The sequence below is a fragment of the Shewanella sp. ULN5 genome (assembly GCF_030731885.1).
Lineage (GTDB): Bacteria > Pseudomonadota > Gammaproteobacteria > Enterobacterales > Shewanellaceae > Shewanella > Shewanella holmiensis.
In genome coordinates, this window is the sequence record NZ_JAPJEE010000022.1 from 35,028 (window position 1) to 49,868 (window position 14,841).

Here is a 14,841-nt window from a genome sequence, read left to right on the forward strand (position 1 = left end):
GGGAAACCCGGCTTTGTTATGCAGAGGATAATATGATGCCCCAAAAATACACTGTCAGCCTGCCCTGCACTTCTTCAAAAAAAGCGCGTTTTGCTTCGATAGTTGTGCTGCTTTCTTTGGGCTGTTTTAGTGGATGTGGTGGTGGAAGCAATGATACTTCTGCGCCATCCGTAACACCCACTCCGCCAGTTGTTTCACCTCCTACAATCAATCCACCTAGCAAAGATGAGATTTGTAACAGCCAAACCACCGAAGTGAACTGGCAAGCACTAATGAATAAAGATTGCGACAATTTAGCCGACTACAGTCTGTTTATTGACCCTAGCAATCCCACAGCCTCACCAAGAACACCTGGGTATTTATATCAGCTATCTACTGAGCTTTTTTCTAACTATGCCAGTAAATACCGGTTTTTGTTTATTCCACAAGGGCTATCATTTAATTACCAAGCCAATGAACGTATGACACCACCAGTAGGATCTGTATTAGTTAAAACTTTTGCTCTCCCATATGACACAAGCTTAAGTGGTAGCGAAAACGAAATATTGATAGAAACACGGCTGTTAATCCACAGAGAAACTGGCTGGACGGCTCTGACATATCAGTGGAAAAACCAACAAGCCACATTATTAGTTGCTGGTGCCAATATTGAACACGAAATGAATAACCAGGGTGAAGCCATTCAATTTGAATACCACATCCCGAGTAAAGCTGAATGTAAGATATGTCATCAACTGGTATCACAACAAACCAGCCAAATTATGCCAATAGGCTTAAAAGCACATGCGCTAAATAGAAACATTACGCTCACTAACGGCCAAACGATTAATCAACTGCAACTATTGGAAAATAAAGGTTGGCTGCAACAACTACAATTAGCTGACGCGCCGCAATCATTTGCATTAAACGATAATACGCAAGATTTAACTGCCCGCGCAAAAGGCTATATAGACATTAACTGCGCCCATTGTCATAACCCGCAAGGTTTTGCCAGTATTTCAGGGCTGAGGCTCGGCTTTGATGTTGACCACACTACATTCGAATATGGTATTTGCAAACAACCTCCTGGATGGGATGGTGGCCCTAACGGCCTCGCTTACGACATAGTGCCCGGAAATGGAGATCGCTCGATCATTCATGAAAGACAAATTTTATCTTCAGCTAAAGATAGAATGCCGCCTATTGGCCGCGAGGTGGTTCATCAAGAAGGCGTTGCATTGATTAAGCAGTGGATTGACTCATTACCGCCTAGTTTAGGAAACTGCCAATAAGCATTAAAAATGCAGATGGAGATGAGCAAATATGGTTTTTGTCGTGGCTTTGTCTATGTTTGTTATCTTAATGAAATTACGCCATGGCGGACTGACCCCAGCTTGGGATAGTAAGCGCTTACCAAACAGCCCTATGTCTTGCTAAATGCGTTTCATTAATGTGCAATAGGCCCGTTATTGACGTGTTAATCTGTCTTGTTTTCAAAACAAATGACAAGTTTGCTACGAAGTTAACTAAAACTTATTTTACTGCCTTGATAAGAGTTCAGCTTTGTCATTAACCATGAATTATGACAATGAAAACCTCATAATTATAATGCATTAACGTCAAAGCAACTGTCATTCAGACTTTTCTGATAAGTTCTGACGTAAAAAATAGCCGGGAGGGTAACCTAACCAATGTTTAAAGCTTTGCCTAAAATGGCTAACATCACTGTATCCCATAATGTCAGCAATATCCTCAGCATGCATTTTATCTGACAGAATCATTTTTATTGCTAACTGGCATCGCACTTGATCGACTAACTTTTGATAACTACTGCCTGCTGAAGCTAGCTTTCGGCGCAAGCTCCGATCGCTCATGTGCATCATTTCGGCCATTTCTAGCGAAGTGGGCACCTCAGGCATAGCACGACGCAATTGTTGTAAAACCGCTTCAATCAAAGAAGGAATATGCGGGCGTTGATCAGTGCTATTTTGCTGGGGAAATGCGAAGGTTATCGGCAATGATAACCAATTAATTTCAATACTCCATTCAAAATAGGCTTGTTGGTAGCACATTTTAGCACCAGTAAATTCAGCTAAAAACGGATGTTCGACACCATCACTATTCTGTTGAGACTCAGCTAGATGAATATCGCTTACCACAATGTGCTTGCCCGCTAATTGCCTTGCTAAACCAATTAATGAACAGATGCTATGTTGAAACTGAAACGAATACTTTTTAATATTTGACTTACCCGTGTTAAGCCAACGAACCCACAATTTATTACCCTCAACACGAATAAGACTGTCGGTAAAGCTACCAACAAGCTCTGGGTGCTTAACGACAAACTGTAAGCAATCGCCCAGGGTGTCAAATTGTTCTAAATAAGGTAACAGTACATCTAAACTTTCGACTTGATAGCTGGCACCTAACTTAGCCCCCATATCATGAGAGCTATGAGTGCGAAGTGACTCTAAGGCGAAATCCACCTGCCATACATACACAAACTGACTGGCGGCTAACTCAACCATCCCCACGCCAATTTGCTGGCAAATAGTTTGCACTAAGTCATCACCCAGCTCTTGCTGAATGAACACTAACAAATTGCGTAATTCAAAGGCCGGATAACATTGATCTCCGACCATAAGATTTGGATTGTAGCCGCCTTGTTTAAGCATAATAAGCCCTAAAGCACCCGATTAAACTCTGCCAATTTGCTCACCACACTCGACACTGACAACGATGCTCCGTGGGCGATTTTATCCGCTAGTTTTTTCTTCGTTTGATATTTCAATTTAAAAACTTGATGATCTTTGGCAAAAGATAGCACTATGTCATCACTGGTAGCAATTTCATCCACCAAACCTAAATCCAAAGCCTGCTTACCATACCAGTGCTCACCCGTTGCCACTTTTTCCAAATCTAACTCTGGACGATAATGACTCACAAACTGCTTGAACAAGACATGAGTCTCTTCCAGCTCTTGTTGAAACTTTTCACGACCTTCATCGGTATTTTCACCAAATACGGTTAAGGTGCGCTTAAAGTTACCTGCAGTGTGTTGTTCGTAATCAATTTCATGCTTTTTCAATAAGCGACTAAAATTGGGTAATTGGGCTACCACACCGATAGAGCCTACAATGGCAAAAGGGGCAGCAACAATCTTATTGGCAACGCAAGCCATCATATAGCCACCACTTGCGGCCACTTTATCAATACACACAGTAAAAGGAATTTCGGCCTGACGTAATCGATCTAGTTGGCTTGATGCTAAACCATAGCCATGAACCATGCCGCCGCCACTTTCAACATTGACCAATACTTGATCGTCTTTTTCAGCAATCGTTAAAATAGCAGTTATCTCTTCACGTAAAGAGGCCACTTCACTCGCATCAATACTGCCTTTAAAATCGATGACATAAACTTTACTGGGTGATTTATCTTCTTTTTCAGCGGCCTTTTCTTCTGCTTTTACTTCCTTTTCATAAGCTTTAAGCTGTTTTTTAGACAATACCTCATGTTTTAAATCATGTTTCAATTGCTTTAATTCATCAGTTAAATCTGTTAGCTTAAGCTCGCCTTTATCTGTCTTATTCTTCATGCCACTGGCAATAACGACAATCACCACCGCCACAATCGCAATCACTATGGTCACCGCTTTAGCGAGAAACATGCCGTATTCAATTAAAAAGTCCAAAATTCACTCCGAGAAAAAATAATAACTTAGTTTACCAATATCCATTGATAAACAAACAATAAAAAACCCAGCATATGCTGGGTTTTTAAACAATCAAAACATTAAATTGTTATGATTAGTTACAAGTTTGGATTACATCGCTATCAGATACCACAACTGTTGCGGCACCTAATGCCGCAGTGCGAGCAAACATGGCTACTTGAGATTGCATTTCAGCTGTAGCTTGTGCAGCCATACCATCGGTGGCTGAGGTTTCACTTGGGCTCACTATTGAACTGTGATGTCCTTTAGAGAATCTTACCGCACCAGACCCCGCCGCAGTTGAGTCAATACAACCCAATTTTAGCGATGCGATTAAAGGTTCAGTACCCGACAGTGGGAACCCCTCAACAACATTAGGTAAAACTTGGTCAGGTAAATTACCCGCGCCATCACCAACCACTTCGATTAAGTGAACCGGTAAACCTGTTGCCGCTAACTTAGCACCGTGGTTCACAGGATCTGCACTATCAACTGCCGTTTGCACAGCAAAGGCGAAAGTCGGTAAAAACTCAGCATAAACCGCTTGCACCAGCGCATCGTATTCAGGGGTCCCCTCTTCATAACCAGGAACCTTATTAGCAGCATTAACCAACGCCATGAAAGTGTCAGACTTACTAATATTATCAAACAATACTGGGCCAAATGTTGCAGAACCCGCAAATGAACCTGCTAGACCACCAGCTGGAGCAACTAAAGAAGAGGCCGTTAAGCCATAAGCGTTAGGTAATTGTGTTCCAGACGCTGGGTCAACTAAACCTGAACTGGCATAGGTAGAGAATGTTGTGCCAACAATACCACCAAGGCTTAAACCCTGAGCACTGATTTTACTGATATCAAATACTTGCTGACCGCCTGCTTGAGCGATTTGCGAGTACATGCCCGTCAGTAACAAACGCAATGCTAAATGATCCATTGTTGCTTGGCGGAAGTTATCACGTACCGTTAATGTGCTACCAATGTTCACAAATACTAATGGGCTACCATTTTTGAATGCATCAGGTTTGCCAACTACCACACCGTAAGATGGGTCAGTTGCCGACACTTCATACTTTCCATCGCCATTGGCGTCAAATGAACGCGCACCATGCAACGGCATATCAATCGCAATCGTTGCAATTCCCATAGCAGCATAAGAGCCAGCATAAGCTAACGCCATCTCTTTACCACCACCTAAACCATGCATAGCAATATTAGTTGGCCAGCCGTTAGTAGGTTGTGTAAAGGTTAACCCTTGAGTTGCCTGGAATGCGGCCACTTTTTGTGCGTTTGGCATAGCAATCAATACAGGAACAGTTTCATAACTCATGATTTTTGGGATCGGGTTAAACTTAGTTAAATGTTTGGTTGGGTCTAGAGGTGTAACGCCATCCTTTAACGTCCAAGAGAAACCCGCTAATAAACTCGGGTTTGCAAACGCTGCACTTGGGTCAATACCAAAACCGATAGCTTGTTGGGCAAAATTTGCCTGACTAAGTTTACCTGATTGAACAGCTAATAAAACTGATACAGGGCTATCGCCTTGGGCAAACCACCGGCCATTAATTAACGGCTCACCTTGTGGGCTTAAACAAGCACTTGATGAACAGCTTCCGTACATTGGTACTTTAATTGCTGCGGTATACACATCAGCTAAACTTGAAACCACATAAGCAGCACCATCTGCTGGCGTTAATCCGGCCGCTTGGGCAACGGTAACAACTCCGCCTGCACCATTGGGCATTGGCGTTGGAGTTTGTACAAATGATGGCTTATATTCTTTTTTACCAGCCATGAGTAATTTGGTTGTTTCGTACACATCTTTTACTGATTGAGTTGTAAACAAGCCTGAGAAGCTGACTGATGCAGGGTCGACACCATGCTCTGCCGCCATGCCTTTTTCATAGCTATTCACTAATCCTTGAAGCTGTAACTGCGCAGCCGTTTCTAGAGGGTTTACGTCAATATCTAACTTTAACAAACCATAAGTGGTTGATGGCGCAATACCGCGACCCAATGAATCCTGAATAAGATCTGTGGTCGCATAAAGGTAAGATTGGCCCGCTTTAAGAGGTTTAAGTGGCACGATAGCCACTTTGTTACCTGAAGCCTTAGAAACAAAGTCGACACCAAATGTTAATTCATCACCTACTTTACATGCTGAAACAGAAGCTGCCGCTTTACACTCTGGATCGCTTGATAACGCGCCACCGACAGTTGCCTCAAAAACTCTTACTGCACCAGGCTGAAATACTGATGCAGCATCAAGAGTAAGCATATTCCCATCAGTATCTTTGGCTAACTCTACGGTAACAGTAATAGGCGAAGTGGTTGACCAACCATCAAGAGCACCCAATGCTAATTGAGGATTGACGTAGTCAATTCCATCTTCACCAGGAATGCTTAATGTGCCATCAGTGGTACCGCTAAAGAGTAAATCGTTTGGTAATGGAAGTTTGCCATTGGCAGGATCAAACTGCATATGAGACACAGGTACTAAAGGAGTGGCACTTTCTTTAGCTTCATTAAAGCTTTCTTCCGAACAACCTGTTAGTCCTAGAGCAGATGCAATAGCAACACCCAAAATGAGTCTTTTCATCTTTTTTCCCCAAATCTTGTTGTAATAATTTTGTTTTCCCCAAAAATTGGTCACAATAGTCCAATCATGACCATAAGGACTTATTTTAGCCCTTAGCTAGTTTCAAGTTAACGTAAAATTATAGAGTTAGCTACAAGTTTATTACACCCTGTTGGCTGTTTAGCATACAAATATCAGTCATTTGTTTAAAACAGTCGTTTACCTTTTGTTCGATTGTAGATTTGACGGGCAGTTGTGTCCCAAGGAATTAATGAATCATGTTGGAATATCAAGCTAGAAAAGATTTGCTTAATAATAAAACAATATTAGTCACTGGCGCAGGTGATGGTATTGGCCGAGCTGCTGCGTTAGCTTACGCACAGCATGGTGCTACGGTTATTCTATTGGGGAAAACCGTCAAAAAACTTGAAAAAGTCTATGATGAAATTGTCGCTTTAGGCGCGCCAAAACCAGCTATTGTGCCACTAGATTTAAAAGGTGCGACAGAACAAAACTATGTCGATATGGCTGAAACCATTGCTGAACAATTCGGTCAACTAGATGGTTTGTTGCACAATGCTTCACAATTAGGCGCGCTTGGTCCTTTTGAGCATATTGATTTGGCTTCACTGGAAGAAATCATGAAAGTGAATGTCACAGCTCAGGCCATTTTAACAAAAGCTTTATTGCCGGTAATGCGCAAAGCTGCTAATGCTTCAATTATCTTCACCTCTAGCGGTGTAGGCAGAAAAGGTCGTGCTTATTGGGGACCTTATGCATTTTCAAAGTTTGCAACAGAAGGCATGATGCAAGTGCTTGCTGATGAGTGTGATAACACACAGGTTCGCGTAAACAGTATTAACCCTGGTGCGACCCAAACTGAAATGCGCGCTAAAGCTTACCCAGCTGAAGATCCGCAATCATTAAAATCACCCGCAGACATTATGCCAACCTACTTGTTTTTAATGGGTGATGATTCTATCAACACCAATGGACAAGCCCTAAATGCCCAATAACTAAAAGCATTTAACCAAAAAGGAAGCAAATGCTTCCTTTTTTATCTTAATAAGTAGGGTTAAATGACCAATCTACCGGCATTTTGCGCTAATAACTTTTCACCTATCCCACTGACTTCCATCAGCTGTTTTACATCTTTAAATTTACCATTTTTATTACGGTATTCGATGATAGACTTAGCTTTTGCTTCACCAATGCCATTTAATGATTGTAACTCCGCTAAATCAGCTTTATTAATATTCACTTTTGAGGTGACGTCAGATTTAGCCTCAACCACTTTTTGACTCACTTGTTTCGCAGGCGTTTCTTGCGCGGCATGTAGGTTGATATGCGCAAATGATAGTAACCCTATCGTCATTACAGCAAACAAACTAAAAGGTGATAATTTCATCTTATTTCTCCTATGTCCTAATCAGAGCCAAATGCCGACTTCCCTATTCCCTGGCGGGGCTCAGTAATCTATCTCGTCATTAAGATAGATATTAAGATTAGACTTTGATTAAAAAAACCACAAAAAATCTGCTTAATTTATTGTACTTTTTGCTTTTCATCAGTTGCTTTTAATACTTTTGACTGGTTAATTGCGTCAGCAGTTAATCCTTTTATCTCAGACAACAAGTGTTGATGGATTTTGCTTAACTTAGGTTTGTTTTTTTTATTGAACTTAATCGGCCGACATAAAGCCATAGCCTGATAGCCTAATCTAGCCGTCAGTAATCCACCACCTAAACCTTGCGCGACTCTGGCAGATAGCTTACCTGTCATTTCAACTGACAATAATTGGGTACCTAAATCGGTTGCGACCTCAGCGGTACCAGCATAGATAATATTGACGATAATTGAACGAATCAACTTTATGCGGCTCCAGTACCCTAGCTCAATACCGTAAACTTTGGCAATTTTTGAAATCATGGCTTGATTACGCCATAAAATGAGTGCCATATCTAATGCCGCTAATGGACTAGCAGCAAGCAGCAAAGCTGATTCAGCAGAAAAGCGACTCACATATTTTTTGGCTAATTCATCCCGCTCTGATAACACAAGGTCATCAAATAACATAACTTTTTCAGCATCATTATGCTCAACACTGACTTGAGACAAATAAGCATGCTTAGCCTGGTTATCAGGATAATGTAGAAGCAATGACTCAATATAGGGCCCAGCTTCACCAATCTGCATACTGTCAGCCAATCGGGTAGCAGTATCTTGATTGACACCGACCTGTTTGAGAGCCACAAGTTTTCGCCACTCTTTAATCACAATAACACTCAACCAGGTGATCAACACACCAAGTACAAATGCATAAAAACCAAACAAATATGGGCTTTGTTCAAAAGCAGTCAATAAACCCGTTACCGTCTGCACAATAATCAACAATCCGACAGAAATAAGCGATAGCTTGGCCAACAAAGACCATCTTTTGGGTTGCTTCGATTCCTTTAGTACTTCGTCAAGCACACTCTCTGGCATCAATGATTGAAGGTCATCAGCTGTTTTGTCCGTTGCTAATGCCAACTCATCAATAAAATCAGCCTCATTGAAAGATTGCGCGGGCTTTAAAGGCGGTTGCACTGTAGACACAGCATCATCTGTTTTAGCATCAACCGTTTGTTGTTCAGAAAACACTTGAGCCGGCTTTATGTTATTGTTCTTCATATTTTTACTCAATTGTTAGGTCAGCTTATCGCCCAACAAAAACTCTAGTAAATGATCTAAGCGAATATGCGGATAAAGGCGCTGTTGGGGATCAACATTGGCATCTGGCAAAGAAGCTAAAGACGGCGGTGAAAATGCACAAAAGCCAAAGCCTTGTTGCTGCCAAAAATCAGCCAGTGGTAGATGACTTGGCACATCTCCAGGGTAAAGTGTTACTAACTTTCCGGTTTTATCCGTACCCTTAAGCACTTCTTGCTGACCATTAGCCGAATTAATCATGCCATGTTGAGTCGCCTTGATTGCACTGATCGCCATGGTTTCCACTTCACAACCTTCAAAGCGTGCAAAATGTTGGCTCTGTTTTAACATTTCTGTTAATAAATTTAAAATATGACTCTGTTGGCTTCGAGTGACTCGGTCTACCTGACTTGCGGCAAATAGCACCTTATCAATTTGGGGTGAAAAAAGACGTTTAAGCAGACTGGATTGACCAAATTGAAAGCTCTCCATTATGCTGTTTAGTGCTTGTGCCATATCATTGAACTGCGCTTGCCCATGATTAAGCCCATTTAAACAATCCACTAACACCACTTGACGATCGAACTTAGCAAAGTGATCTTGATAAAAAGGTTTTACCACTTTGGAAACATACTCTTGATAACGCGTTTTTAGCACCTGGTAATAGCTAGTTGCTTCAGTATCGTTGAATTGTGCATGTTGCAGCGGTGATAAACTTAACAACGGGAAAAAAGTCAGTAATGGAGTATGCTCAAATTCACCGGGTAACAACATTCTTCCAGGCTGTGCAAAATAGTACCCGTGTTTATGTACCATCTCATTAAGCAAGTTTTGATAAGTATCGGCAATCTTTTTTAGTACTTGTTCGTCAGCAGCAGCGGCTAACTCAATACCCGCAATAAGATCGCTAAAAACAGCATACAATGAACTGCTTTGTAAGCGCGTCACGGCATCCTGCTGGTTTAAACACCAAGCTGCAAAATCCTGTTTAAGCATTGGAAGATCTAATAACCACTCACCTGGGTAATCAACAATATCCACATATAATGTGGCTGAATCTGTCAATTTAGCTAATACCCCTTGTTCGGGACGATATTTAATAGCCAATCTAAGCTCAGTGATGTTTCGTGTTGAAGGTGGCCAAACTGGCGGTTGCCCACCCAAAGCTTGCATAGCATTTTGATAATCAAAACGAGCAATATTGAGATCTGGCTGTAAAGTACGTTTAACACCCAATAAACGACCGTCTCTAGCGACTTGCCATAAAGGCAGTGGATTCTTATCAAAGTTGAGTCCCGCGTGTAATAACTGATTCACTAACCCTGTGATAAAAGCGGTTTTACCTGCGCCAGACAACCCCGTGACAGCCAAACGCACATGCCTATCTGTACTGCGGTGAACCAATGATTGGGCGGATTGAGCGATTTTATTGAACGAGCGTTCCAGTAGACTCATTGTAAGTTCCAAATAAAACAAGGGCGGATAACCGCCCTAGATTTGATTACAGATTATTGATTTGGCGTTTCAAATCAAAAGTGTCTGAAGTGACATGTTTTTCCAATTTTTGTAATCTTGACTCTAACGATGCAAACTGACGATTTACATCAAATAGCGCCTGTTTTGCTGGCTCGCCAGCCTGCCAAACTTTCTTTTTAACTTCAATATCTTTGTGCGCATCTAAATGTGACTGATTACGTGGTTTTACATCTAAAATCATCCACATCGCAATGTAAATAACCACAATAAAACCGCTGCCACCTAGTAATAAAATTGATGCTGAGACCACTCTTACTAACCAAACTTCAAAGTTAAAATACTCTGCGATTCCCGCACACACTCCAGCAATTTTTCCTGATTGCGGATTACGGTATAAGGTACGTCCGTTAGACTCGCTCATGTTTCGTCCTCCACTCTGGAGATTCTGCATCAAGGATAGCTTCTAAAGTATGAATGCGACCATTCATTTTATCCGCCTTCGCAATTAAATCATTTAGCTGGTTAAATTCTTCATCAGTGAGCCCCTGGCTCACTTGTCGCTTACTGCGATAATGAAGCACCAACCAGATAGGAGCCACAACAATCATAAAAATGATAATTGGTGCAATAAGAAGATCCATATCCATAACTCACCTCTGAAAAATTATTACGCTTTTGATTTAGGTTGATTTTTTGCTTTTACTTTTGCTTTTAATGCTGCCAACTCATCGTTAACAGAATCTTCAGCAGCTAGCGCAGCAAACTCATCGTCTAAAGTTGACTTTTTACCTAAATCATAAGCATCAACCTGTGCCTCAAGTCCTTCAACCCGACGCTCATATTGCTCGAATTTCATCATGGCATCATCAATTTTACTTGAATCAAGCTGCTTTTTTACTTCTAAACGTGAAGTGGCTGTTTGCTTACGCATGATGATAGTCTTTTGACGTGCTCGCGCATCAGTTAACTTTTCTTGTAACTGGCTCACTTCATCTTTTAAACGCGCAATATGCTCTTCAACGACTTTCAATTCAGCTTCAAGCGTTGCTAACAAAGTAGCCGTTTTTTGCTTTTCAACTAATGCCGCTTTAGCTAAATCTTCACGGTCTTTAGAAATAGCTAATTCCGCTTTTTCTTCCCAATCGTGAACCTGCTCTTGCACTCGAGTGATACGGCGAAGCAATTCTTTTTTCTCAGCAAGAACTTTAGCTGAAGTAGAACGAACCTCGACAACCGTATCTTCCATTTCTTGTATAATCAGACGAACCATTTTTTCTGGATCTTCTGCTTTATCAAGGATTGCGCTGATGTTTGAATTAACGATATCAGCAAAGCGAGAAAAAATACCCATAATATGTACCTCAGTTTTCTATGTGGATGACGCAATAACTAATACATTATGTGTGCCAACATTTATAATTACTTTAATATCAACAGATTAACTATATTTTCACATTTCTCTTTCTTTTATGTACGGAGCCACTTATTATTATTTTCACCAATAATTAGCGTAAAAGACTAACAAATACTGTGAATAAGCAATTTCAACAAGATAACCTCATCGGACAATCTAATGCACTGCTTGAAGTATTAGAGCATGTCTCGAAAATAGCGACTTTGTCAAAGCCTGTACTGATTATTGGTGAACGCGGTACAGGTAAAGAACTCATAGCAGAACGTTTACATTACCTATCAGGTAGATGGGATCAAAGTTTTATTAAACTTAATTGCTCATCATTAAGTGAAAACTTACTCGAATCAGAGTTGTTTGGCCATGAATCTGGGGCATTTACTGGCGCAAAAGGTAAACATGAAGGTCGTTTTGAGCGCGCTAATGGCGGCACATTATTTTTAGATGAGTTAGCGAACACATCAGGTCTTATCCAAGAAAAACTATTACGCGTTATTGAATATGGCGAATTCGAACGTGTCGGTGGCAGTAAAACGGTACAAACTGACGTGCGTTTGATTTGTGCTGCCAATGAAGACTTACCATCACTGGCTGATTTAGGCGAATTTCGAGCGGATTTACTCGACCGACTTGCATTTGATGTGATCACCTTACCGCCACTTCGTTGTCGTACAGAAGATATTATGGATTTAGCCGAATACTTCGCCATCAGTATGGCACGGCAACTTAAATTAGAATATTTCGGCGGATTCAGCCCATTGGCAGTTGAGCAGCTTATGAGCCATACATGGCCAGGTAATATTCGCGAACTGAAAAACGTGGTTGAGCGTAGTGTTTATCGTGAAGGAAGCGACGGACAGGAGATTGATCATATTATTTTGGATCCATTCGCATCACCTTATCGTCCACAAACACGTATAAAAACAAAAGAACGTCAACAAGTTGCCGCCACATCGGCTCAAATGGCTGAACCAGTTAAAGAAGTTAACACTGACCCAAACCCTGCTTTAGCGTCGGATTTATCTAACGCAACAAGTTCTGGCACGGCAGCTCAAATCACTTTTCCTCTCGACTTTAAAGAGCATACCGAAAAGCAAGAAATTGAATTACTGCAATTGGCCTTAGCTGAAAGTCAATTTAATCAAAAGAAAACCGCAGAAATACTCGGCCTGAGTTACCATCAATTGCGTGGCATCTTAAAAAAATACAATTTACTCTAACAACAAATAATCACATCGTCCTTTAATCCATTAGGCTTTAAAGGGCGATGATAAAAAGTCACCAAAAACAATTTAATAACTTGTTTGCTACCAAGATATTTACACTGCTAAAATGACCACTCAGATCCGCAAAAATACGATTTCGCTATGACTGTGTTCTTGAAACAACGGTTTCAACTAATGTTTGTATGTCTTACCGGACTGTTACTCAGTGCGTGTGGCCAAGCAACTCTTCCGCCGGGCTTGGTATATTGCAGTGAAGGTAACCCTGAAAGCTTCAATCCACAACTTGTTACCTCAGGCACGACCATTGATGCCACATCACATCAAATATACAGCAGACTGGTAAATTACAATCCTGATTTAGGCGATATTGTACCGGGACTCGCTACCGACTGGTACATTAGCGATGATGGTTTAAGTTATACCTTTAATCTGCGTCATAACGTATTGTTCCATGAGACCCATCGTTTTAAACCGCAACGAGTGTTTAATGCTGATGATGTATTATTTTCTTTCAACCGCATTATAGACTCTCAACATCCCTACCATTCAGTAAGCCGTACAGGTTACCCTTTCTTTCAAAGTATTAGTTTTGAACAGCTTATTTCGTCTATTGAAAAGGTTAATGACTACCAAGTTATATTTCATCTGAATCGTAAAGATGCTTCTTTTTTATCTAATCTCGCCACTGATTTTGCCGTGATGCTGTCCGCGGAATATGCGACAAAGTTACTCAAAGATGGAGTGCCTGAACAGATAGATTTACAACCAGTGGGTACCGGACCTTTTCAATTAACTCAATACATTAAAAATGAATATATTCGTTATATTCGTCACCCTAATTATTGGGGAGCTCAACCCGATATAGAGCATCTGGTTTTTGATATTACACCGAAGAGCACTGCGCGAATTGCAAAACTCATCACAGGGGACTGCAGTGTCTCTGCATTACCTAAAGCCGGCGAGTTAGCGGTAATTGATCAGCATAAGCACATCAAAGTTGATGCAAAACCTGGGCTTAACGTCGCTTTTTGGGCGTTGAATACTCAGAAGCCACCTTTAAATGATATTCGAGTAAGAAGAGCCATTGCCCACGCTATTGATAAACAGAATATTTTAGACGTGGTCTATAATGATATTGCTGTTGAAGCGAATGGTATTTTGCCGCCAGCATCCTGGGCATATTCAGCCAATCTAGCCAGTAATGAATATAATCCAGCAAAAGCCAAATTACTTTTAGAGCAAGCTGGGATAAAAAACTTAGCAATTGATATTTGGGCAATGCCTGTCGCACGAATTTATAACCCAAATGCGCTTAAAACGGCTGAATTGATTCAGGGAGATTTGGCCAAAGTAGGCGTTAAAATCAATATTATCTCATACGATTGGAGTGTTTTTACCCAGAAATTGGCCAGTGATGATTATGACTCCGTACTGATTGGTTGGAATGCCGATAACAGTGATCCCGATAACTTTTTTACCCCCCTGCTGAGTTGCGCAGCCTTATCATCAAATAATAATCGATCTAAATGGTGTCAGGCTGATTTTGACCACTTATTAACGCAAGCACAAAACACCACCATAAGAGAAGACCGTAAAGCATTCTATCAAGCTGCCGAAGCTATTTTGAGTGATCGAGTGCCTTTAATCCCGATTGCACATGCTCAAAAAGTTATCTTGAAAAAAGATACCATTACGTCAATGCAAGTCAGACCTTATGGTGGTATTGCATTTGCCAAAATCGTACAAAATCATCAAGAGAGTAATTAAC

Annotated in this window: 13 protein-coding genes; 4 read left to right on the forward strand and 9 right to left on the reverse strand. The window is 41.1% G+C overall.

The annotated features are described in order from the left end of the window. The first annotated feature begins 32 nt into the window (after window positions 1-32). Window positions 33-1,271 carry an SO2930 family diheme c-type cytochrome gene (locus ORI98_RS16485; protein WP_306135954.1) on the forward strand — a complete coding sequence of 413 codons (1,239 nt, stop codon included), beginning with the start codon at window positions 33-35 and terminating at the stop codon, window positions 1,269-1,271. Between the two features lie 339 nt (window positions 1,272-1,610). On the opposite strand, the gene ORI98_RS16490 is transcribed toward ORI98_RS16485, so the two are convergent. The 3 genes from ORI98_RS16490 to ORI98_RS16500 all read right to left on the reverse strand — a co-directional run bounded on the left by ORI98_RS16490 (window position 1,611) and on the right by ORI98_RS16500 (window position 6,290). Next, window positions 1,611-2,654 carry an AraC family transcriptional regulator gene (locus ORI98_RS16490; protein WP_306135955.1) on the reverse strand — a complete coding sequence of 348 codons (1,044 nt, stop codon included), beginning with the start codon at window positions 2,652-2,654 and terminating at the stop codon, window positions 1,611-1,613. 8 nt (window positions 2,655-2,662) lie between these two features. Then, entirely contained in the window at window positions 2,663-3,673 is a 1,011-nt protein-coding gene (gene sohB, locus ORI98_RS16495; RefSeq protein WP_306135956.1) for a protease SohB, read from the reverse strand. A gap of 115 nt (window positions 3,674-3,788) precedes the next feature. Continuing rightward, entirely contained in the window at window positions 3,789-6,290 is a 2,502-nt protein-coding gene (locus tag ORI98_RS16500; protein ID WP_306135957.1) for a VolA/Pla-1 family phospholipase, read from the reverse strand. Between the two features lie 257 nt (window positions 6,291-6,547). Here ORI98_RS16500 and ORI98_RS16505 point away from each other — a divergent pair, with 257 nt between their 5' ends. Further along, entirely contained in the window at window positions 6,548-7,285 is a 738-nt protein-coding gene (locus ORI98_RS16505; RefSeq protein WP_306135958.1) for a YciK family oxidoreductase, read from the forward strand. 59 nt (window positions 7,286-7,344) lie between these two features. On the opposite strand, the gene ORI98_RS16510 is transcribed toward ORI98_RS16505, so the two are convergent. The 6 genes from ORI98_RS16510 to pspA form a co-directional block, all read right to left on the reverse strand. Then, a complete protein-coding gene (locus ORI98_RS16510) occupies window positions 7,345-7,677 on the reverse strand; it encodes a helix-hairpin-helix domain-containing protein (RefSeq protein ID WP_306135959.1) in 333 nt (110 codons plus the stop codon). 137 nt (window positions 7,678-7,814) lie between these two features. Beyond that, complete coding sequence (locus tag ORI98_RS16515; protein ID WP_306135960.1) at window positions 7,815-8,942, reverse strand: TIGR01620 family protein; 1,128 nt, start codon at window positions 8,940-8,942, stop codon at window positions 7,815-7,817. A gap of 15 nt (window positions 8,943-8,957) precedes the next feature. Beyond that, on the reverse strand, window positions 8,958-10,415 hold the full coding sequence (locus tag ORI98_RS16520; RefSeq protein ID WP_306135961.1) for a YcjX family protein: 1,458 nt from the start codon (window positions 10,413-10,415) through the stop codon (window positions 8,958-8,960). A 46-nt stretch (window positions 10,416-10,461) separates the two neighbouring features. After that, window positions 10,462-10,857, reverse strand: coding sequence for an envelope stress response membrane protein PspC (pspC, locus tag ORI98_RS16525; RefSeq protein ID WP_306135962.1), 396 nt, complete (start codon window positions 10,855-10,857; stop codon window positions 10,462-10,464). Next, window positions 10,844-11,083: an envelope stress response membrane protein PspB gene (gene pspB / locus ORI98_RS16530; protein ID WP_188842879.1), complete on the reverse strand. Its 240-nt coding sequence runs from the start codon at window positions 11,081-11,083 to the stop codon at window positions 10,844-10,846. Before pspB ends, pspC begins: the two co-directional genes overlap by 14 nt. Before the next feature lie 20 nt (window positions 11,084-11,103). After that, window positions 11,104-11,787, reverse strand: a complete 684-nt coding sequence (gene pspA, locus ORI98_RS16535; RefSeq protein ID WP_261298916.1) for a phage shock protein PspA — start codon at window positions 11,785-11,787, stop codon at window positions 11,104-11,106. Between the two features lie 179 nt (window positions 11,788-11,966). Here pspA and pspF point away from each other — a divergent pair, with 179 nt between their 5' ends. Beyond that, complete coding sequence (gene pspF / locus ORI98_RS16540; RefSeq protein ID WP_306135963.1) at window positions 11,967-13,067, forward strand: phage shock protein operon transcriptional activator; 1,101 nt, start codon at window positions 11,967-11,969, stop codon at window positions 13,065-13,067. 147 nt (window positions 13,068-13,214) lie between these two features. Beyond that, on the forward strand, window positions 13,215-14,840 hold the full coding sequence (locus ORI98_RS16545) for an ABC transporter substrate-binding protein (protein WP_371931186.1): 1,626 nt from the start codon (window positions 13,215-13,217) through the stop codon (window positions 14,838-14,840). The last annotated feature ends 1 nt before the right edge of the window (window position 14,841 follow it).